We start from the raw sequence: 20,553 nt of genomic DNA on the forward strand, positions 1-20,553 counted from the left end.
AACTTAACACCCCTAAACTTTAATTTCTATGGGATAATGTACTTTGTAATGCACTGGTCTATCCAGCTTTCGAAATACCTCAAATGCAGTTGCCCCATCAATTTGCTCGTACAAATAAACATCTGAATAATCTGCACTTGTCACCCTATTAACCGCAACCGATATTGAATAGCTACCTTGCCTAAGCTGAATAGGAAAAGAAAAGAAAACTTTTTTCTTCTCTTTAGGCTTAAGAGAGACAAGTGGTGCTTTTTCATCAAACATAGTTGTACCGAATAAGTCAATGCCAGTGATATCTCTTATTAGAAAAGATAAATTAATATTATCTATCGAAATATCTGAACAAACTTCACACATTAAAGTAGCTTGCTCACCGAATTCATATACTCTGCTTTGTTCATTATTATTATTAATCATGCAAATATCTGTAAATCTGACCTCACCTGTACCGTATTTAAAGCCGTCCAATTCAACAGCAGATTGATTTTCAACCTCTTCTTCATATTCATTATTTTTTTTTTCGTCAAAACTCTCATTCATTTCCTCTCGAACCATAGCCAAATATCGATTCGTAATTTTCTCAGCAGTTCCTTCTTCTATTAGCTTACCATTTTTTAGTAAAATAGCAGAGTTGCACATTGATTTAATTGAATCTACAGAATGACTGACAAACAACAACGTTATACCTTGATCTTTTAGCTGTCTCATTTTAGATACGCATTTCGCTTGAAATGAAACATCTCCGACTGCTAATATTTCGTCAACAATTAATATATCTGGCTCCATATTTATTGCCACAGAGAACGCAAGTCTGGCAAACATTCCGCTGGAATAAGTTTTAACAGGTTGATCAATATGCTCCCCAATATCGGCAAACATTTCGATCTCTTCAAATTTTTTTTCTATAGTTTCCCTACTTATTCCATACATAGCTGCATTTAAATAAACATTTTCTCTTCCAGTGAAATCAGGATTAAAACCTGATCCTAATTCAAGAAGTGCAACCACTTTCCCAAAAGTTTCTATGGTACCTGAAGTAGGAGTTACAGTACCAGCAATAATTTGTAAAAGAGTTGATTTTCCAGAGCCATTCTTACCAACAATTCCTACTGTATCGCCTTTTTTCACACTAAAGGTAACAGATTGCAGAGCATGAAAAGTTTCGAATCTTTTATTTCCTGACTTATTGAAAAAGTCAATTAATCTATCAGACGGCGAATGATACATTTTATAGACCTTATTTATTTGATCTACTCTTATTGCAAAATGATTAGATGACATCGGCGAATCCCTTCCTTAAAAAATGAAAAACTGATAATCCAATTAATAAAACAATCATAGATATCAGACATGATGCCATAAAACTTGTTAATGAAAATAACTGCCCCTTAATAAAAACATCTCTGTACAAAGTAATAATCGGGCTTATTGGGTTTAATTCAAGTAGAAATCTAAATTTATTAGGGATTAAATCTGTAGAATAAAAAATAGGCGACATATAAAATAAAATATTTATTAATAAACTAACAATGTAAACTAAGTCCCTTAGATAGATCCCTAGAGCGGAAACGAGTAATGCTGTTCCCAAAGACAACAACACAATTGGTAATAGAACCAATGGGGCAAAAATTAATGACCAATTAGGAGTATTTAAAAAAACAATCTTACCTAATACTAAAAGTAGTATCGAAAATAAACTATTAAATAATGATGAAAGAACTATACTTGCTGGTAGAATTTCCAATTTAATAACTACTTTTTTTACATAGTTAGCACTTTGGCTCAATAAATTAACAGAACGATTAACAGATTCAGCAAATATATTGAATGGTATTAATCCTGCGAAAATCATAAGTGTATAGAACATATCACTACTTCCAGTATCATTCCCCCATTTCGATTTAAATACAATAACGAAAATAAAACTATACACAGTAAGCATGAGCAATGGTGAAACAAATGCCCATACCATTCCCAGTAATGACCCTTTATATCTCTGTTGAAAGTCTCTTTTGGTAAACTCATACAAGAGATTTCTTGAATCATATAATGAAAGAAAATATTTCACTACCCTATTAAATAACTTGGTGGTTTCCATTAGTTACCTCTTTAATCTAAATGAGTTATTTGGTTACGATTATAATATTTTAACAATGAGTATTGCGATACTTGGACACTTATTGAATTGGTGGACTATTGCCATTCTCTAAAAACCAAAATATTGTAAATACAACTTAGGTTCAGAATACACTTTATTAGTCTTTATTCATTACAATTACATTTGGAAACCCCCTTCCAGTATGCTAAAATAAAGTCGAACTTTAGCGAAGAAGGAGACTGTTTGTCATGAGTGCAAGTAAGAATGCCTACGCGGCTTCGCGTGCAAAAGCGAATGGGACGATAACGACAGAGAAGAGCTCTGTTATTTTTTGGTTTTTAGTAATGTTTACGGGCTTGTTTATGTTCTGGGCGCCGTTTCAACGGGCGTTGTTTAATGGTGGGACTTACGATTTTGAGAGAACAATCTACTCGGCCTCGGTGTGGTCCTCCATCATTTTACTGCTAATTGCAATCCTTGCTTTCTTTGTATTCAAGCTTAAGGAACAAAAAGATGTTCTTACGATTCTTGTCTTAATGATGCCATTAACTTATGTCATTTCTTTGTCGAATGCAGCATCACATTATTTGGCAACAAATATGATCTATATACAAATGCTGTATGCAACTTTCTTCATTTTAGGTGTATTTCTGACAAAAAACAAGCTTGGCACGTCGATTCTTGCCAGCTTGTTAATCATTTCCGGTTATTTCATAGTCCTCTTTGGACTATTGTACTGGTTAGGCAACGGAATCTTCGCTGGGCACCTGGTTGGATGGTTTGCTCTCATGGATGGAAGCAACCCTTATTTATACCGTGATGCGATTATGACGGACTCCAACGGTCTCCGACTCACATCTGTTTTCCAATATGCAAATACGTATGCCGCCTTCTTAATTACGTTATCGCTCGGTGCACTGTTCTTCATTGTTAAGTCTCGCAAATGGTACGTAGTTCTACCACATACGGTCATGTTGGTGCCTATCATTGTTTCGTTCTGGTTGACGCTCTCTCGCGGTGCGATTGTGGTCATTCCGGTTGTTTTCTTGATCATGCTTCTCTTCTTTTCGATTAGTAGACAGATTCTAGCACTTATACAATTTGGTTTAGCTTTCGCAGCATCATTAGCCATTCTACAAAAAGTGACAGATATCGGGATTGGATTACAAAAACAGCCTAGTGCATCAGAATCTTGGCACGGCTGGTGGATCTTACTTCTAACTTCGATAGTTTTCACTGCACTTGCAATAGTTATTCAACGCTTCGGAGCTCCTTGGATAGAGCGAGTAACAGCTCGTTTCGATGCTAAGAAGTATGCTACTTTCATTCTCCCTGTAGCTGCTATTATCGTGGGTGTAATTGGAGCTGTTCTTCTCTTCGGAGATACAGGTTTGAAAAATATCCTTCCCAACAATGTCAAAATACGTCTAGAGAACATTAACTTCCAACAGCACAGCGTTCTGGAGCGCGGTACTTTTTATAAAGATGCTGTGAAGCTTTGGTCGGATTATCCGATTATCGGAGCAGGCGGTGGCGCTTGGTCTTCTTTATATGAAAAGTATCAAAACAACCCATACACGAGTCGTCAGGCCCACAACTTCGCTCTTCAATACTTGGTTGAGTCTGGGGCACTTGGATTCCTCGCCTTCATTGGTTTCGTAATTGCTGTCATGGTGTTCTATATACGAAGCTACATCCGAAGTTCACAGGAGAAACGAGATCTGCACTTCCTATTTTTTATCGTAACGATTTCACTCTTGGTTCACAGTATGATTGACTTTGATTTGAGTTATGTGTATTTGGGTGCTATTTTGTTCCTTGCACTAGGCGGGATGTTGAGTAACAGTTCTTCGGCTCCGCTGCATCTTAAGTCTGATTCGGTTGCGCTCCACAAAATGTTCCCAGCTCTTCTGGCTGTTGTATCGATTGTGATGTTTTATATCTCGGCTCAGCTAGTCTCGGCGAATAGTTCTTATAAGCAAACGCTTGAAGTCGTCAAAAAGAGTCTGGATTACAACCAGATCGTAACTCCGCTGGACAAAGCGATATCTCTTCATCCTGCTCATCCAGACTATTTGTTAACAGGACAGGTCAACAGAATCGGAATTCTTCTTCAAGTATCTAATCAGATGCAGAAGGAAGACCCGAAGAAGGGTGAAGCTTTTTTCAATCAAGCCCAAGATCTTCTTAATCAGTTATTGAAAAAAGAGCCGCATAACCGCTTGGTGGCGATGCAGCAGCTCAATATGCTTCTCATCAAAGGGAAGCAGCAAGAAGCGTTAGACTGGTCCAACGCTCAGATTCCTAACTATCCTTGGTATATTGATCTCTATGAGAAAAGCATGTCTCTAGATATCGAGCTCGCAAACCAAGACATTCAAAAGAAAAATGTACAAGATGCTAATAAAAAGCTCGATAATGTACTCGCCACTTACAATGAAGTTCTGGCTCGCATTGATTCCTTAAAGAATCTGCCTAAGGAACAAGCACAAGGACGCGAATTTGCTGTAACGCCTAGTATGGCGCTTAACGTTGGTCAAGTGCACTACATGCGCAGTGATTATGCGGGTGCAGCTAATACGCTTAAACCGTATGTGAATGATAAATTCGATGATCAGACGAACCGGGTCGTCACCAGATGGTATCTGGCTGCGCTTCAGAAGCAAGGAACTAACGACAATGATTTGTTGAACAAGCTTATTGCCAAGGATCCAGCGGAGAAACAGAATATTGATGCAATCATAGCTACTAATTTTCAGTTGAAATAGGAAAAAGGCGCCACAGTGATGTGGTGCCTTTTCCATTTCATTTACCGTCCCGTCCACATATCCATCACAGAGTCCGGATCCTGAAACATTTTATAAGGAATATAGCAGTAACCTTGATCTCCCCAGGCCTCGCCCCAGCTGTTGCGCACGATGACATAACCTGATTGGCCACGGTCCACATAACCAACTGCAAGCAAGGCATGTCCGCCCAACATACGTTCACTCTTCTTCTTCGGAATCGGGATTTTGCCGGTTTGGGCTGCTTCAGGGGACTGGAAGCTCTCGTACACCATCATGCCAATAACAACGGGCGATTTCTCGGCTAGAGCTGCCTTGAGTGCATATAAGTCCGTAATCCGATGGTATTCGCTGATTTTGTAATTGGCTGCATCCTGTTCTGCTTTTCGATCTGGCGTGTTTCTGAAATCAGCAACGTTGTAGGGATAATCTGCCTCCGGACAAACACCGATCTTCTGCAGCACTTTCATGCCATCGCGGATATAAGCTCCTGAATCTTCATCCACATGGCCTTCGAGCTCGCGCTCGTGCCAATACAGGAAAAGCCGAGAAAGGGCTGTCCACTTCTCCTGACTGCTTACGAGCAAATACTCTCGAAGCCCGCTTGCTATAGCATTGGCCGTGCAGCTTCCGAGTGCACCTTGATCGACAATGGGGGACATGTTCGAGCGCAAGTCAACTTTCTTGGGCAGCTCGCTCGGGGACTTAAACGCTGTGCTCATAAAATGATAATCACGTAAATCACGCTTTTCTCGTTTTAAAGGGAACACACGATTCGACATAACCACACACCCTTTCCAACATGATACATAATTATACATTTTATACTAATATATGTATATAGTTCGCTAGAATCATAGAAAAAAGCCACCAACCGTTATCCCATAGTGGATATCAGTCGATGGCTTCCCATTTCATTCTATTCTACCAGAGACTTACTCACAGCAGCATAGAGCTGCTGCCATGCAGGCGACATCTGTTCCGTGCCTGGAAAAGGTAACGACTCTTGTGCTTGCCTAGCAGCCTTGCTGCGGCGTGCACGGACGTCGCCAACCTGACGGCTAGGCTTTGTCTTCTCCATAGAGCCAGCAGCTTCAGGTGCACTTGCTTCGTTGCTTGTATGCATCATCTCATGTATCATCTCGTAGTGTTCCTTTCAAAGAACTGATCAAGCTCATTGCCATCACTTCTCCACCCACTCGCGCCGCAAAGCGAAAAGCTCGCGCAGCTCGCCTGTGGACATCTCGGTGACCCAGTTCTCGCCGGTGCCGACGATTTGGTCGCTGAGGCCTTTTTTTCGCTCGATCATCTCATCGATGCGCTCTTCCAGCGTGCCAAGCGTGACAAACTTGTGCACTTGCACGTCGCGGGTTTGGCCGATGCGGAAGGCGCGGTCCGTGGCTTGGTTTTCCACGGCGGGATTCCACCAGCGGTCGAAGTGGAAAACATGGTTCGCCGCTGTGAGGTTTAGACCGGTTCCTCCTGCTTTCAGCGAGAGGATGAAGATCCTGCAGCGCTCCGCATCCGGGAGCGCATCATCTTGGAAGCGCGCGATCATTTCATCGCGCTTCACTTTACTAAGCCCCCCGTGCAAGAACTGCACGGGTTCACCCCGCTCCTGCGAAATCACAGCCTGCAGGAGGTGGCCCATCTCGACGAACTGGGTGAAGATGAGGCAGCTGCCTCCTTCAGACCTAAGTTCGTCGATCATTTCAAGCAGACGTTCCAGCTTGGCTGAGCGTACTACTCTCTCCGGAGCGGCTGCACCAGCATTTGCATTTGCACTTGCATTTGCTCTTTCACTCGCCCTCGCACTTGCACTTGTACTTGTACCTGTACTTGTACTTGTACTTGTACTTGTACTTGTACTTATACTTGTACTTGCACTTGTACTTGCACTTGCACTTGCACTTGCACTTGCACTTGCACTTGCACTCGCACTCGCACCTGCACCCGCTCCAACCCCCACATCCTTCAGAAACAGACTAGGATGGTCACAGATCTGCTTCAGCTTCATAAGCGAAGCCAGAATAAGTCCCTTTTTCTCCATACCAGAAAGGCTATCGATCTTCTCCATCAAGCTTTGTACAACGTTCTCGTACAGAGCCCCCTGCTCAGGGGTCAAAGCAACATAAGCCTTAGACTCATACTTATCTGGCAAGTCAAGCTGAATAGCCGGATCTTTCTTGACCCGTCTCAACAGGAACGGACGAATCAACCGCTGTACGCGGGAGGTCAGCTCAGGGGCGCCATCGCCACTTTTCTCAATAGGTCCTACATATTGATGGTTGAAATGGCTCAGGGTACCCAGATAACCCGGATTAATAAAGTCAAAAATCGACCACAGCTCGGTCAATCTATTCTCAATCGGCGTCCCTGTCAAAGCGATGCGTTGGTGAGCGTTTAAGCCCCGAATAGCTTGAGCCTGTTTCGTATAAGCGTTTTTGATATTTTGTGCCTCGTCCAAACAAAGTGCGTTCCAGGTCACGCCTGACAACTCTTCTTCATCCAGCTGAGCGATGTTGTAGGAGGTCATCACCAGGTCTGCGTCTAGAATAGAGGCCTCGAATTCTTCACCTTTTGCTCGCTGCGCCCCGTAATGAAGATGAACCTTAAGAGATGGCGAGAAGCGCGCAAGCTCTTTTTGCCAGTTGCCAAGTACGGAGGTTGGACAAACCAGCAAGGAGGGTACCGAATTCTCTAATCTGGTCGCAAAGTTTGAGACTTTGCTCGCTTGGTTCGACGTTTCGGCTTTCGAACTCTGCTCTTCAGCCCTTGTCTTCGATGCCAACAAATAAGCAATAAACTGAATCGTCTTCCCAAGCCCCATATCATCCGCCAGACAACCACCCAGACCAATCTCACGCAGAAATAGGAGCCAAGACACACCCTCAACCTGATAATGCCTTAGATCAGCTTCCAGACCGTCAATCCGCTCAACAAGCGGAATGGATTTCGTCTGATTCAGCTGCTTCATCAAGGTCCGCAAGCTGCTATTCAGCTCAAGACGGATCTTCAATGTCTCTCGCTTCTCATCCTCAGCTCTCGTCTTTTCATCCTCAGCTGTCATTTCTTGATCCGTCTCTCCGTCTCCCTCCAACAGATGCATCTCTAATACATCTCGGAAGGAGAGTCCTTTCTTCTTCTCCACCTGCCGCATCGCAGCCCTGATCTGCTCCAGATAGGCGGGATCAAGCTGCACCCATTTGCCGCGAATATAGATCAGCCGTTTCTTTTGTTCAGCGATCTGGAGAAACTCCTCCTCCGACAAATCCACCCCGCCCAAGGCGACCCGCCAGTCGAATTGAATGATTTGATCCATGCCAAACATGGATTTTCGCGAAGCACCAACCGAGCTTCGCAGCTTGGCCCGAAGCTGAGGACGCAAACGTTGAAGCTCCTCCCACCAGGAAGGCAAGAACACAGAAATGCCAGCCGCCACGAGCTGCAAACTCGATTCAGTGAGGAACACCCACGCCTGATCATCGGACAGCTGCTCCACAATCTTGCTCTTCTGGAATTCACTTTCTAGGTGAGGCAAAATACGTAGAATGCGATCCGTTTGCTCTTGGATTTTAACCCCAATTTCATCCTGCCAAGCTGCAGGAATTTGTCCTGTTAAACAGTTTCCCGTCGTACTAAACTCTACGATCCGGTTCGCATTCTTATGATCCTGCGCAATGAACCTTAGCCGCCAGTCTGCCCCGTCATCTTTGGCCGTTGTCGTTCCATCCACATACGTTTCTGCATAGGGCTCCACTAGCTGCACACATATTCGGTAAGGCGCATCATCCTGCTTCCAACCAATCGCCAGAAGCCAATCCTCTTCCTGCATCCAGCTTAAATCTGCCCTAGCGGACACAGACGCCTGGTCATCCACGCGAAGAAGAATATTTTCTACAAGCAAACGGCTCCAGGCTGAACTAATCTCCGATGAAGGATCAAGGCTCAGCATCTCCCCCACTGCCGCATTGAACCAGTCCTGCCAAAAGGCTTCGCCCAGCCGATTACCCTGAGCAAGCTGCTCAAACTCCTCCTGCTTCTCTTCAGGAAGCTGCAGCTTCCACCCCATCTTCCCTTCACGCCATTGCTCATAAGAAGGCTTATACCAGCCTGCGGCCAGAGCCTCTCTATACAGAGCGGCCCCTCTCTTCATCAAGAGTACATTCTCATCCCACGATAATTTCCCATGCAATAAAATACCTGGTGCAGCCAAATAGTCCATCGCCATATAAGGAGTTAGAACCAAGCCTTCGCCGTATTCGGACTGCATGCTTTCGATCTGCGTCCCATAATAGGACCGCTCGTGCCAAGCAAAAAGCAGCTTTCTCAGCTTATAGCCAGGAACCTCGTTAGCCTGCTCCGTTTCTCCGTAACAGACAAAGCTCCCCGAAGGGAGTCTTTGCATTCTGATATGTATCTGTGACAAGCTGATCATGTAATAAGCTTCCCTTTCCGCAATTCCTCTTGAAACGCGCGGTAGCGCGAATATTGTTTGCTTAACTGCTGAACGTAGATCTCGAAACGAGGAGATTGCTTCAGCTTTTTATAGGCAGCCGCCAGCTTCTTAAGCAGCTTGACAGCTTGTTTATAGGCGTCGCGATTTTTACCCTGAATACATTCCTCAGCCGCATAGTGATAGATGGGAAGCAGCACGCGGACATCGGCTTTTTCGACCATTTTCAAATCGGCGGATTCGATATGAATCGGTGATAAATTTAACATCAGACATAAGTCAGCCCAAGCTTGGTACTCCTCTTTATCGAGCAGGAAACGAGAATAATGCCGATAACTAGCAGGCAATAGGGTCACCATAGCTTCCCTATGCTCTTTTTCAACCTCTACATGCTCTGATGCCTCTTTCCAAAAGTTAAGATAGTCACTCGCATAATGCGCCGCATCCTTCCGGACCGCGGGCCTAAGCCAGCGCAGCCATTTCAAGAGCCGATCCCACTGCTGCTCCTTAACAAATGTCTGTAAATAGCCAAACCAATCCTCAGGCTGGATCACATCAACCCCTGTTGTAACACGCTCCCAAGCGTTTTCATCATCTTCATTCATAATATCAAAATGCGCTAACCCGATGACCGCTGCTTCACGAGCATCATTGTCCCTGTCTTTATCCGCAGCAATCTGCCGCAATCTAGCAAGCTCGTCCGCTACCAGACTCTTCTCATACAGCAAACCCGACCACAGCAGCTTGCTTACCTCGGACCATTTCATATGTGAATTGGATGACGCCTTAGTAACATGCTTAGCTGCATAAGCTGCAAGCTCCTTCAAATGTCCTAGGTACTTCATCTGTGCTTTCTCCACATCAAGTTCCTTAAGAGCGGAAGTGAGATGTTCACGACTGTGTTTCGCTATTCTCGAGAAAAAGTAAGCTGCATTATAAAAGAAATCATACATGCCCGACTTCGCCTCAGCCAAAGCATCACAAAGCTGCATGAGATACAGCACGACTTGTATATCGTAAATGCCCCTAATGGTCGGTTCCCAGTCATCCGCCAGCTTATTCAGCTGCCCCCAGGCGCGAGTGTATAATTCCTCCACACTAAAAGCGTTATAAACCTTGGAATTCGCATATTGCTTTTCAAAATAGGCCAGCCACTCTTCACAGGTATCTGTCGCTTTGGGCAGCTTAACCGCCTGTTTGGGCGTGAGATCGAACTGTGGTTGTGTTACCGCATTGCTCCGGCTGCCAGTCAAAAACTCCTTCGGATCAAAGCCCATTTGCTCTGCAACCTCAAAAAGAACAGCAGCCATATGCTTACAATAAGAGCCATAAGGGCAGCTGCAGCTGCTTCGCATGAATAAGCTCAGATCAATATGAACCTTATAAGTGCTGGATCCGGATACTTTAGCTTTAATGATGCTTGTTCCCTCTGTTGAGATTTCCCCAACGTGACCGTCTCCGTAATACTCCCAACCCCGCATTAGAATCGTCTTATCAAAATAGGATCGGATCCAATTCGTCCAATGCTCCCAATCCATCTCTAACATAAACATGTATGTGATCCTCCGTATATCGACAATATTCACATTTCCAATTATACTAAATACCTCAGCTAACGAACACAACATTAAATTATAATAAAGCTCATTTCACATAACTAAAACTGTGATAAAATATTACTATAGCAAATACGTATTTTTACTTTTGGATACAGAAAGGAAGATCTCCTTGAGCGCACAAATTCTAGAACTTATTCTAAGCGAACTGAAAACGATCAATGTGAGATTAGGTCATGTAGATGACAGAATAGGGACAATTGAAAACAGAATCGGTTCCCTTGAAGACAGATTCGATAAGCTTGAAATACGTTTTGACTCCCTTGAAGACAGATTCGACAAGCTTGAAGAAAATCAATTATTCATGAAGCAAGCGATTATTGATCTTTCAGAAACGGTGAATCGACTTGAAGAAAAAGTAGACCGACACTACGCCGAGTTAAGTGCTGATAACCGTTTCCTAAATCGTCGAATTGCCGATGTAGAGCTAGAAATAGAGCATTTAAAACAATAACTAAAATAACCCCCGAAACGAATCATCGACGATTCATTTCGGGGGTTTCTTTGAGGACTACTCGCGCAGCATACCTTGATGCGGATGCGGGTGAGTACCGCAATACTCATCAGTCTCTGAACAAGTGTACACATGCTCATAGACAGGAACACAGTGGTGTCTGTTAACAATTTGAATAGGATGAATGACTTGAACCCTTTGTGGGTGGTAGAAGTCTCTGACGACTCTTTCTGGACTTGTCATTATCGGGTCAGTTGGCGGACACTGATATGGTCTGCCTGGTCCAGGTTGGTTAGGTAGGTAAGCCATGGATGGGTCAACTCCTCTTTAGGTTTGTGTTAGTATACGTTTAGCCCTAGTCCAAGGAATGTACCAATGCCTAACTTACCAATAATTAGGCAGATTTCTGTGGGCCAAGCAGGTAACTGTCCAAGCATGCCCGAAATAGCCAGGCTGCCCGGCTTCGTATGCGTTCCCATTTCATCTTTATATCTAAGAAAGCGAACAACCCCTCCCATTTGTCACATATATTTGTTACAATTGAGAAATAGGTCGAATTTCCTATACATAGAAGGAGGTGGGAGTAAGATGAATCATACAAGTCAAAGTACTTATTCGGATACTCGTCATCTACTATACTCTCATACCTTTGAATTTTCTGAAATGCATTTCAATCATAAACTATGGCATTTTTTTCACTATAAGCAAATCGAGAATCGCTTGTTGTCTTGGGCCAAGGCCGCTAAAGGAGACTACTTCCGTCAGCCAAAGGATTGGCATCTGGTTGAAGGAAATCTAATTGTCCAGCTTCCTCCATTACCGGACGGCTATTTACCCTTTTCACAAATTACAAAAGAACATCTAAGTGATGAGGACAAAGGGAAATTACTTATCTCCCTATGTAAAGCACTTTCCATCTTGCATGAAGAGCAATTTTACATGGGTTTTTTGCTGCCTGACATGCTTTTCTTCCATCCACAGACATTAGCCATTAAACTCGATATCCAGCCATTTCCTTCTGGTATCGAGTTTATTAATCATTTATTGACGGATTACCCATTCACTTCATTTCCCCGTTATGCGCGGCGATTTCTGTTATCACGTGTAGCTGACTTTGAATCCATCAATCTGCTGATCCAATCGATATATAGCTCCGTTCCTACAGCTTTGCGGCAATTATCGGAGCGTCTGCTTACTAAACCAGAGACATTCTTATTTGCTGATGAGATTGCAAATAGCATTCGAGCGGGCATGCATCTCCCTGAAGATCCGCCTCATATTTCTTATGTGAGTCCAAACTGGCTGCACCCTGCTGCAGCGCCAATAACACATGAACAGCGAGAGCATTTTCGCACCTTTTTACAATCAAATGAGAAACGTTTATTTGGGCTCATCTGTGAGGATGAAGCGATTCGATTCGACGTATATACCCAACATGTTAATGAGATGCTTGAAAAAGGCTTTTTCTTCAAAATCGTCACTCAAGAGCTTCCTTATTCAACCTTGCGTGACGTCGTCTCCCGAACCTTGCAAATGGCTTATGACATACTGCCTGAATCAGTCACGATGCTGCGTAATCTTTCTCGGAAATTTGACCAACTTCTGAAGAAGCACTATGAAGGGGACGATATCCTCTATTTGCTGACCGAGTGGTTGTATCAATTTTTCGCTTCCATTATCCCGATGTTCCCTGTTCAAAACTTTTTCTTTATCTTTGAAAATTGTGAACACTTTGATGAAGATTCTCAGCTTATTCTCCAGAACTTTTGGAGAGAGCATGGTCATGAGATGAAGGGCTTGCATCTTATTTTCAGCGGCAGCCGATTACCAACTCATTTCATAGGATTATCCTTTCAAATACTTGAAATCCATCATTCGGATCAAGCGATCTATGAGCAGCTGCTGTCCTCACAATTCGGACGAGCTGATTCCGCTTTACTATACGAGTTGAGGAATTGGTTTTATGAGTACAAGATCAACATTAGTCACTGCCGTATCATTCTGGAGGAGCTTATTCAATCCGGATGCATTCATCTAACTAATCAGGGATGGCAAAAAACGGCTAAATTTCATCTAGATAATGAAAAGCTGCACACTCCTCGTTTGTTTTCTAAGCGCATCGCCCTTTTAGACAAAGAGGAATTGGAACTCTTAAGGCTCCTATGTTGTTTGCCTATGCCAATAAGCGTGTTTTCCCTATTTACAGCAAATCAGATGGATTTAGGAACGATCTTCACTTCGGTGACCAAGCTGGCAGAGATTGGACTTGTTCATGTCAGTCACAATGATAGTTTATTTATTTCAAATGAAATTGCCCAATTGGTCCTGCAGCAGCTTCCATCGGTTCAATTAACGTCTTATTACCAAACAGCTTTACATTACCAGCATCAATTCCGCCCATTAGCTTTACCTCAACTCATTACACTATCCAGCCAAGCGAGCGAGTATAAAGTCGAATATTATTTGCTGTTAAAATATTATAAACAGATCCGTTCCCTTCTCTCTTATGGGCAAAAGATCGAATTATTAGAACGCATCAAATATTTATACGAAAAGCTAGAAAGACCTTATCTCATTTTCCTAGATCGCCTACTAAGTAGAATATATCATCTGCTTAACCAATTTGCTCTTTCCGAACAATTAGCCTTAACCGTCTACGAACGAACGGGAAAAATGACCGATCGCTTCGGGTGGATGTTTATCCGCATCATTCAAAATGATTTAGATGTGTACGTTTTGCGCGAAGAGTTATTCCCCTTTATTTTTGACGAAAGCCAAGCACTAGAGGATCGGGTACGAGCTGCATTTTTGTTAAATACGAGCAATCTCTGTTTTCCTTTGCAGGATGAAGAGATGCGTAAGCTGCACATTTTCTATATGGAGGTCGTTTATCCAAAGAGGAATTTGCTTTCACTTCGCCACTTTGCAGAGATTACATACTATTATACGATCAATATGCTGATTCATTTTCCTGAAACCGAGGAATGGGCGCTTTCCATTGCGGCTAAGCTGGAACCGCTTCTGGATACATCGCCTCATACGGATCTGATGCTGCGTCTCTACGATGTTTATTCCTACCAAAGCAACAATAAGCTGATCAATACATATGTATACCGTGGAATTGAGGGTGCTAAGCGTTCCGGCTACACAATCAAAGAACAAGTAGGCCATCTGAACGCCATGGAATTCTCCTTAAATCAAGGAGATATGGCCAGCTACCTCTATCATAAAGAGCGTGTACTGCAGGTTGACCAGCTGCGGCGTAAGGATCTTGCGGAGAGTTATTTGACGAATCAGCTCTTATTCGCACTTGAATGGGAGCAATGGGCACTGTTTGACGAGTTGGAGACGAACCTGTTCGAGCAGCAAATTTCCGAATGGAGCATGGGTCTATTGTCCGTTTTTCAAGGCTATGCCGCCTTCCGTCAAAACCAGTCTGTCAAAGTTCCTGTCTCCCTGGAAAATGAGAACAATGCTATCTTTTTAGAGGCGCTATTCCAAACAAGAGAGGGAAATCAGGAGCTAGCCTGCCAGCTTTTTGAGCAATTTATTTCTAAAAACAACTCAGGCATGTATACGGGGTGGGCGTATCGAGAATTGCTCACACTGCTGTTAGAGCTTCGCTCAGAGAATATGAATCTATGGTTTGAACATTTTGAAGCCTATCTTAAACGATATTCCTACGACGTCTTTTGGCCTGATTACTACAGGCTTTCAGCTGAAAGGTCGATGCATGAGGGCGATATCCAACATGCGATGCTGTATTTGCGGCGGGCATTAAACGGGTATCAGATTATTCAAAAGGAATCCTGGCAGCCCTATTTGGCCGCCTGCATGGAACGGGTTATTGGGCCGGCCTTTACACCAGCCTCACCTGCCATTATGCAGGATGATTTTGTTCAAAAAATGATTGCGGATCGCGAGCAATGGTTGTTGCTTTCCTTGGATTTACAAATTATCATCGAGCTCAGTGAGCAGGTTACCGAAACCTTGGACCTGACCACAACGATGCAAAGGCTGACCAAGGCACTGTTTGACTACTTTCCAGTCATTCAACTTGCCATCACCTATAAACTGCTGCACTATAAGCAAAAAGTTTTTGTTACCGCCTCTGGATTAAGGGATCACGATGAATTGATTGCCTATCAAACCCGAAGTGATAGCTCAATCCTCTCCTTCACTCTCTTTCAGCGAGGCGATCAAGCCATTACCCTACAGGTTTATGTCGACGGTATGACGAAAACAAAGCTTCAACATATGGAACATTTTCTTTCTTTCATTAAACCGCACATCATCAACGTTCTCCTGCATCGGGAGATGGTGATTGATAACCTGACTGGTTTTTATTTACGCGGTTATTTTATGGAGAAGCTGAGGGAAGAGTTCGATCTAGCCAGACGTTATCAACTGGACTTGTCCGTTATCATGATCGATGTGGATAATTTCCGGAGAGTCAATGAGTTCGGACACCCTGAAGGGGACCGCGTTTTACGGGAAATCGCTGACATTTTCAGGTTCAATTTGCGCAAGAGCGACATCCCGGGTCGATATGGCGGTGAAGAGCTTATTCTTATTTTACCTAAGACCGATGGGAAAGAAGCCCTCAAGATTGCCCATCAGCTGCGAGGCGAGATTGAGAAAGAATTCGCCTACGGCCGCCCCTACCAGATCACTGTCAGTGTGGGCGTATCGTCCCTAGCGCTCTGTAGTCCAGACTCCATCGAGCAATTAATTGAACAAGCCGATACGGCGGAAATTACGGCGAAGCAGACCGGGAAGAATAAGGTCATTGCGGCTTGGGATTTAGATTAAAATTATTTAAAAAACTTTTATCAACTATTTTATTTAATAGAACTTGAATTTTGGGGAAGTAAGGAATAAGATGAGTATACAGTAAATGTTACATTAAGCTAATGAGCGAGTAATCAGCTCAAAGCAATTCCTTTTCGTACGATTGGTCATCGTACTCGGAAGCCCTAAAATTAGGGCCTTTTGTTTCTTGTAACAATAATTCCAAAAAGCATCACAAAGACAAAGAAACAAGAGGCCTCTCAGAATTGACTGAGAGGTCTCTTGCCTATATTCCGGGAAAGCCTTGATGAATAATCCCTTATTACATCATGCCGCCCATTTATCATGCACTTTCGTACACATTCGTATATATTCAAAAACACAGTAATATCAATATTTATTCTGATAAAATAGAATGATCTATTCACAATTATTCGCACATGACTGGAGTTTTTGTGATTTTTATGTGATTATTATCCCAGTAGGAACTTACAGGAACATAAAAAGGTTCCGCTTGCTTGATAAGCTAGCGGAAACCTTTTTCTTTTAAGTATTATCGGTTATGGGCGTAGGCGATCCAATTCTTGCCTTTTCTTGTAAATAACGTACCCTTGCAAAGGTGCATATAATTATTAGGTTTACTAATACAAACACACCGATTCCCGACAACGTATAAACCTTAAGACTATCATTTACTGAACTTTGTGATTTATATAAATTAACTAGTTCAGGTAGGATTTGCCAATCAACTACTAAAATAAATATAAGGGATGCTGGTAATCCCGAAACCAAACCAATCCAATCAAACCCAGATCCTCTATTACTCGCTTCGGACACTGTATTTCCTTTTCCAATCATCAATTACAAAACCTGATGCACCAGCGAAACAGGTCCAAAATAAAGCTTTGTCAATTGGTGAGGGTATAATATCCAAGAAGAATAATGACAAACCAGATATTATTGCACCTAAAGACAACAGTGATATCACATAGCGGTATGTAACAGATACTGGATCCAAGAAAGCTTTATTAGGCATAAAAAATGCACCAACCTTTCTTAAGCTAGTACCTAGTATATTGCCAGAAATAGGCATTTTATAACTTAGGGGATGGAAAATAATTTTCCCATTTTCTTTTACGAGGTAAATACCTCTAATCTCGAAACTTCTCCATCTTCGCTTTACATCAAAATTAATTTTAATGTAGCCTTTCTCTTGTAACCAGTTATCCTTTGGAACAACCAATTCAGAAAGATGCTGACAAAATTCCTTTTCTTCCTCTGTATGTCCAGTTGATGGAGCCAATGGGTAATCTTTTCGACTTTTCATGCCAAAATCAATTGTGAAATTAGATTGAATCATCAATGGTCACCAACTTTCTTTATAGTCAAAGGATATTTGCCAATAAGTTTCTTTCTAAAAGATACTTCGAAAAAGATAGTTTCTGTCTCAGATATAGGTAATTTAGCTATTTTGACAGTTACATTTTTGATAATCCCATCTCTACCATGTTGATAAGGAAAATCTACATCATTTTTCTTTAGATTCTTACTTCTGATCTTAAGGGTGAGGGTTTCCCCTTCATCCTCTTCTTCACCTAATAACCCCATGCATAGATGGAACTCTGGAAGTAATGTTGGGAGTTCACTGACTTCAACTTCATCAAAAATATTTGTGGCAGTCAGTTTCCCTTCTTTCATTTTAACTTCGTCAACTAATAGTAGAAATGGCATCGAGATCATTGTATACTCCTCAAAATCAGCTTTCAAGAGACAACTAAACCCCAGATGTTATTTCCTGGGGTCGGTTATTCTACCTAAAATTTACCACATGATTTCTATATTCGTCAATAAATCTTTTAATCTCCTTGCCATTAGCTGTATTTTGAATCCTTTCCTTTACGTGGTCAGGTACTACCATTGCTGCCATTGCCGGTTCATTCATACCCTGTGCTGAAGCGAAGGACCCGAATGACGTTAAACTTGTTGCCAACAGTCCGAAAGGGATAATGTGACCTAGAACAGACTTAAGACCTTTTTGCGACTCGGTTATACCCTTACCTTGCTCGATCACCATGACTTTTTCCGTTTGAAAAAGAGACTTCCTTTGATCTCCATCCCAACATCTTGACCGATTGTTACTTGCATACTCAATCGCCTCCTTAGCGAATTTCATCCCATATATGAACAACCATATTGATCCCATCGCACCATTCGAGCAGCTGTTTCTTTCTTGTTTCCGTCATTGTTACCCACACAAGAGTAGGGAAGTACTTGAGTCTTTCTTGGAATCTTCCAGTACTCTTTTTAACTTCCTATATTTCTCGATCTTCTCTTTGTTTTTAGTCATTTGCTGTAGATGGTCCACCTCAAGGAAGTGACGTCGCATTTGATGACGGAAGTAGGCGTCGGGGATCAGGCTTTCAGCATGCTCGCAGAGGCAGAGGTTGACCTCAAAACGATCATGCGCCGCGTTGGTCACGATGATCCAGAAACCACGATGAAGATCGATACACACGTCACCGAGAAGATGAAAAAAGAAGCCGACCAAAAGATAAAAATTCACTTTGGAGACATTCTTGGAGCCCGCACTTTGCAAGAAATGTGATTTTTTTGTGATTAAAAATGAAAAAGGCTCCCGAAGGAGCCCATAATTAAAGCGTTTATAAGGGTTCTGGCGAACGGCTTACATCATGCCGCCCATTCCACCCATGCCGCCCATGTCAGGCATGCCTGGTTTGTCTTTTTCTGGCTTGTCAGCAATAACAGCTTCAGTTGTCAAGAACATAGCTGCAACGGATGCTGCGTTTTGCAGTGCGGAACGAGTTACTTTCGCAGGGTCAACGATACCTGCTTCGAACATGTTCACCCATTGGCCAGTTGCTGCGTTGTAGCCGATGCCTACTTTTTCGTTCTTGAGGCGCTCAACGATGACGGAGCCTTCTTGACCAGCGTTAGCTGCGATTGTGCGAACTGGCTCTTCTAGGGAGCGCAGGATGATGTTAACGCCTGTTTGCTCGTCGCCAACAGCCGCAACTTTAGCTACAGCGTTGTATACGTTCACTAGGGCTGTACCACCACCGGAAACGATACCTTCTTCAACAGCTGCACGTGTTGCATTCAGAGCATCTTCGATACGAAGTTTGCGCTCTTTCAGCTCAGTTTCAGTTGCTGCGCCAACTTTGATAACAGCTACGCCGCCAGAAAGTTTAGCCAAACGCTCTTGAAGTTTTTCTTTATCGAAATCGGAAGTTGTTTCTTCCAGTTGGGAACGAATTTGTGTAACGCGTGCAGCGATATCTTTCTTGTCGCCAGCGCCATCAACGATGATTGTGTTCTCTTTGGTTACGCGGATTTGACGCGCGCTACCCAATTGCTCAGGACGCGTGGATTTCAGATCCAAACCAAGCTCTTCCGTAATTACTTGACCACCAGTTAGAGCAGCGATATCGCCAAGCATAGCTTTACGACGGTCACCGAAACCAGGAGCTTTAACAGCTACGCAAGTGAATGTTCCACGAAGTCTGTTCACAACAAGCGTTGCTTGTGCTTCACCTTCAACATCTTCAGCAATGATCAGAAGTTGTTTACCGGATTGAACCACTTTTTCAAGAACAGGCAAGATTTCTTGGATGTTCGAGATTTTTTTGTCAGTGATCAGGATGTATGGGTTGTCAAGGACAGCTTCCATTTTATCCGTGTCAGTGATCATGTATGGAGAAGTGTAACCACGGTCGAATTGCATACCTTCTACAACTTCAAGTTCAGTAAGGAATCCTTTGGATTCTTCAACTGTGATAACTCCGTCTTTACCTACTTTTTCCATAGCTTCAGCGATCAATTCGCCTACTTCTTCGTCAGCAGCAGAGATTGCCGCTACTTGTGCGATGGATTGTTTGCCTTCGATTGGTTTCGCGATTGCTTGAAGCTCTTCTACAGCTGCTTTAACAGCTTTCTCGATACCTTTGCGGATAACCATTGGGTTAGCGCCTGCTGTTACGTTTTTCAAACCTTCGCGGATCATAGCTTGAGCTAGAACCGTTGCAGTTGTTGTACCGTCACCAGCAACATCGTTTGTTTTGGTAGCAACTTCTTTAACAAGTTGTGCTCCCATGTTTTCGAAAGCATCTTCAAGCTCGATTTCTTTCGCGATAGTAACACCGTCATTAGTGATCAACGGGCTGCCAAATTTTTTCTCAAGAACAACGTTACGGCCTTTAGGACCGAGGGTTACTTTTACAGCATTAGCCAAAGCATCTACCCCACGAAGCATCGCGCGGCGTGCGTCTTCACTGAACTTAATTTCTTTTGCCATGATAGGAAACCTCCTCTAATTTAGAACCTGTACATAGTAA

Annotated in this window: 15 protein-coding genes and 1 pseudogene; 4 read left to right on the forward strand and 12 right to left on the reverse strand. The window is 43.0% G+C overall.

From position 1 onward, the window contains the following. Positions 1 to 12: 12 nt before the first annotated feature. The gene (locus BLT91_RS07535) at positions 13 to 1,281 is read right to left on the reverse strand and encodes an ABC transporter ATP-binding protein (protein ID WP_090818897.1); all 1,269 of its coding nucleotides are present in this window, start codon (positions 1,279 to 1,281) and stop codon (positions 13 to 15) included. After that, entirely contained in the window at positions 1,271 to 2,098 is an 828-nt protein-coding gene (locus BLT91_RS07540; RefSeq protein WP_090818900.1) for an ABC transporter permease, read from the reverse strand. Before BLT91_RS07540 ends, BLT91_RS07535 begins: the two co-directional genes overlap by 11 nt. Positions 2,099 to 2,346: 248 nt before the next feature. Here BLT91_RS07540 and BLT91_RS07545 point away from each other — a divergent pair, with 248 nt between their 5' ends. Then, a complete protein-coding gene (locus BLT91_RS07545; RefSeq protein ID WP_090818903.1) occupies positions 2,347 to 4,866 on the forward strand; it encodes an O-antigen ligase family protein in 2,520 nt (839 codons plus the stop codon). Between the two features lie 41 nt (positions 4,867 to 4,907). Here the strand turns inward: BLT91_RS07545 and BLT91_RS07550 are convergent, their stop codons facing one another. From BLT91_RS07550 to BLT91_RS07565, 4 genes are all read right to left on the reverse strand, one after another. Next, complete coding sequence (locus tag BLT91_RS07550) at positions 4,908 to 5,666, reverse strand: C1 family peptidase (protein WP_090818906.1); 759 nt, start codon at positions 5,664 to 5,666, stop codon at positions 4,908 to 4,910. A 137-nt stretch (positions 5,667 to 5,803) separates the two neighbouring features. Further along, complete coding sequence (locus BLT91_RS07555) at positions 5,804 to 6,025, reverse strand: hypothetical protein (RefSeq protein WP_090818909.1); 222 nt, start codon at positions 6,023 to 6,025, stop codon at positions 5,804 to 5,806. A gap of 42 nt (positions 6,026 to 6,067) precedes the next feature. Beyond that, positions 6,068 to 9,322, reverse strand: a complete 3,255-nt coding sequence (locus BLT91_RS07560) for a DEAD/DEAH box helicase (RefSeq protein ID WP_090818912.1) — start codon at positions 9,320 to 9,322, stop codon at positions 6,068 to 6,070. Continuing rightward, positions 9,319 to 10,893: an SWIM zinc finger family protein gene (locus tag BLT91_RS07565; RefSeq protein ID WP_175532143.1), complete on the reverse strand. Its 1,575-nt coding sequence runs from the start codon at positions 10,891 to 10,893 to the stop codon at positions 9,319 to 9,321. Before BLT91_RS07565 ends, BLT91_RS07560 begins: the two co-directional genes overlap by 4 nt. A 175-nt stretch (positions 10,894 to 11,068) precedes the next feature. On the opposite strand from BLT91_RS07565, the gene BLT91_RS07570 reads away from it, so the two are divergent. After that, positions 11,069 to 11,410 carry a hypothetical protein gene (locus BLT91_RS07570; RefSeq protein WP_090818918.1) on the forward strand — a complete coding sequence of 114 codons (342 nt, stop codon included), beginning with the start codon at positions 11,069 to 11,071 and terminating at the stop codon, positions 11,408 to 11,410. A gap of 57 nt (positions 11,411 to 11,467) precedes the next feature. On the opposite strand, the gene BLT91_RS30580 is transcribed toward BLT91_RS07570, so the two are convergent. Next, positions 11,468 to 11,719 (reverse strand): hypothetical protein, encoded by a 252-nt coding sequence (locus BLT91_RS30580; RefSeq protein ID WP_141224947.1) that lies wholly within the window; start codon positions 11,717 to 11,719, stop codon positions 11,468 to 11,470. A gap of 29 nt (positions 11,720 to 11,748) precedes the next feature. Beyond that, positions 11,749 to 11,889: a hypothetical protein gene (locus BLT91_RS31370; protein WP_175532144.1), complete on the reverse strand. Its 141-nt coding sequence runs from the start codon at positions 11,887 to 11,889 to the stop codon at positions 11,749 to 11,751. A 109-nt stretch (positions 11,890 to 11,998) separates the two neighbouring features. On the opposite strand from BLT91_RS31370, the gene BLT91_RS07575 reads away from it, so the two are divergent. Next, positions 11,999 to 16,222 (forward strand): GGDEF domain-containing protein, encoded by a 4,224-nt coding sequence (locus tag BLT91_RS07575; RefSeq protein WP_175532145.1) that lies wholly within the window; start codon positions 11,999 to 12,001, stop codon positions 16,220 to 16,222. 799 nt (positions 16,223 to 17,021) lie between these two features. Here the strand turns inward: BLT91_RS07575 and BLT91_RS07580 are convergent. The 3 genes from BLT91_RS07580 to BLT91_RS07590 all read right to left on the reverse strand — a co-directional run bounded on the left by BLT91_RS07580 (position 17,022) and on the right by BLT91_RS07590 (position 18,374). Further along, the gene (locus BLT91_RS07580; protein WP_090818924.1) at positions 17,022 to 17,561 is read right to left on the reverse strand and encodes a hypothetical protein; all 540 of its coding nucleotides are present in this window, start codon (positions 17,559 to 17,561) and stop codon (positions 17,022 to 17,024) included. Continuing rightward, positions 17,561 to 17,932 (reverse strand): DUF6941 family protein, encoded by a 372-nt coding sequence (locus BLT91_RS07585; protein WP_217635188.1) that lies wholly within the window; start codon positions 17,930 to 17,932, stop codon positions 17,561 to 17,563. Before BLT91_RS07585 ends, BLT91_RS07580 begins: the two co-directional genes overlap by 1 nt. Positions 17,933 to 18,011: 79 nt before the next feature. After that, positions 18,012 to 18,374 carry a hypothetical protein gene (locus tag BLT91_RS07590; RefSeq protein ID WP_141224949.1) on the reverse strand — a complete coding sequence of 121 codons (363 nt, stop codon included), beginning with the start codon at positions 18,372 to 18,374 and terminating at the stop codon, positions 18,012 to 18,014. Between the two features lie 249 nt (positions 18,375 to 18,623). On the opposite strand from BLT91_RS07590, the pseudogene BLT91_RS07595 reads away from it, so the two are divergent. Continuing rightward, a pseudogene (locus BLT91_RS07595) lies at positions 18,624 to 18,806 on the forward strand (site-specific integrase); the annotation flags it as partial. A 78-nt stretch (positions 18,807 to 18,884) separates the two neighbouring features. On the opposite strand, the gene groL reads toward BLT91_RS07595, so the two are convergent. Then, positions 18,885 to 20,513, reverse strand: coding sequence for a chaperonin GroEL (gene groL, locus BLT91_RS07600; protein WP_090818932.1), 1,629 nt, complete (start codon positions 20,511 to 20,513; stop codon positions 18,885 to 18,887). Positions 20,514 to 20,553 lie beyond the last annotated feature (40 nt).

The organism is Paenibacillus sp. yr247, from assembly GCF_900103825.1.
GTDB lineage: Bacteria > Bacillota > Bacilli > Paenibacillales > NBRC-103111 > Paenibacillus_E.

Bases quoted from the DNA above. Each gene is read 5' to 3' on its own strand.
- BLT91_RS07535 (WP_090818897.1), bottom strand. From the start codon at position 1,281: ATGTCATCTAATCATTTTGCAATAAGAGTAGATCAAATAAATAAGGTC.
- BLT91_RS07540 (WP_090818900.1), bottom strand. From the start codon at position 2,098: ATGGAAACCACCAAGTTATTTAATAGGGTAGTGAAATATTTTCTTTCA.
- BLT91_RS07545 (WP_090818903.1), top strand. From the start codon at position 2,347: ATGAGTGCAAGTAAGAATGCCTACGCGGCTTCGCGTGCAAAAGCGAAT.
- BLT91_RS07550 (WP_090818906.1), bottom strand. From the start codon at position 5,666: ATGTCGAATCGTGTGTTCCCTTTAAAACGAGAAAAGCGTGATTTACGT.
- BLT91_RS07555 (WP_090818909.1), bottom strand. From the start codon at position 6,025: ATGATACATGAGATGATGCATACAAGCAACGAAGCAAGTGCACCTGAA.
- BLT91_RS07560 (WP_090818912.1), bottom strand. From the start codon at position 9,322: ATGATCAGCTTGTCACAGATACATATCAGAATGCAAAGACTCCCTTCG.
- BLT91_RS07565 (WP_175532143.1), bottom strand. From the start codon at position 10,893: ATGTTTATGTTAGAGATGGATTGGGAGCATTGGACGAATTGGATCCGA.
- BLT91_RS30580 (WP_141224947.1), bottom strand. From the start codon at position 11,719: ATGGCTTACCTACCTAACCAACCTGGACCAGGCAGACCATATCAGTGT.
- BLT91_RS31370 (WP_175532144.1), bottom strand. From the start codon at position 11,889: ATGGGAACGCATACGAAGCCGGGCAGCCTGGCTATTTCGGGCATGCTT.
- BLT91_RS07575 (WP_175532145.1), top strand. From the start codon at position 11,999: ATGAATCATACAAGTCAAAGTACTTATTCGGATACTCGTCATCTACTA.
- BLT91_RS07580 (WP_090818924.1), bottom strand. From the start codon at position 17,561: ATGATTCAATCTAATTTCACAATTGATTTTGGCATGAAAAGTCGAAAA.
- BLT91_RS07585 (WP_217635188.1), bottom strand. From the start codon at position 17,932: ATGCCATTTCTACTATTAGTTGACGAAGTTAAAATGAAAGAAGGGAAA.
- BLT91_RS07590 (WP_141224949.1), bottom strand. From the start codon at position 18,374: ATGAAATTCGCTAAGGAGGCGATTGAGTATGCAAGTAACAATCGGTCA.
- groL (WP_090818932.1), bottom strand. From the start codon at position 20,513: ATGGCAAAAGAAATTAAGTTCAGTGAAGACGCACGCCGCGCGATGCTT.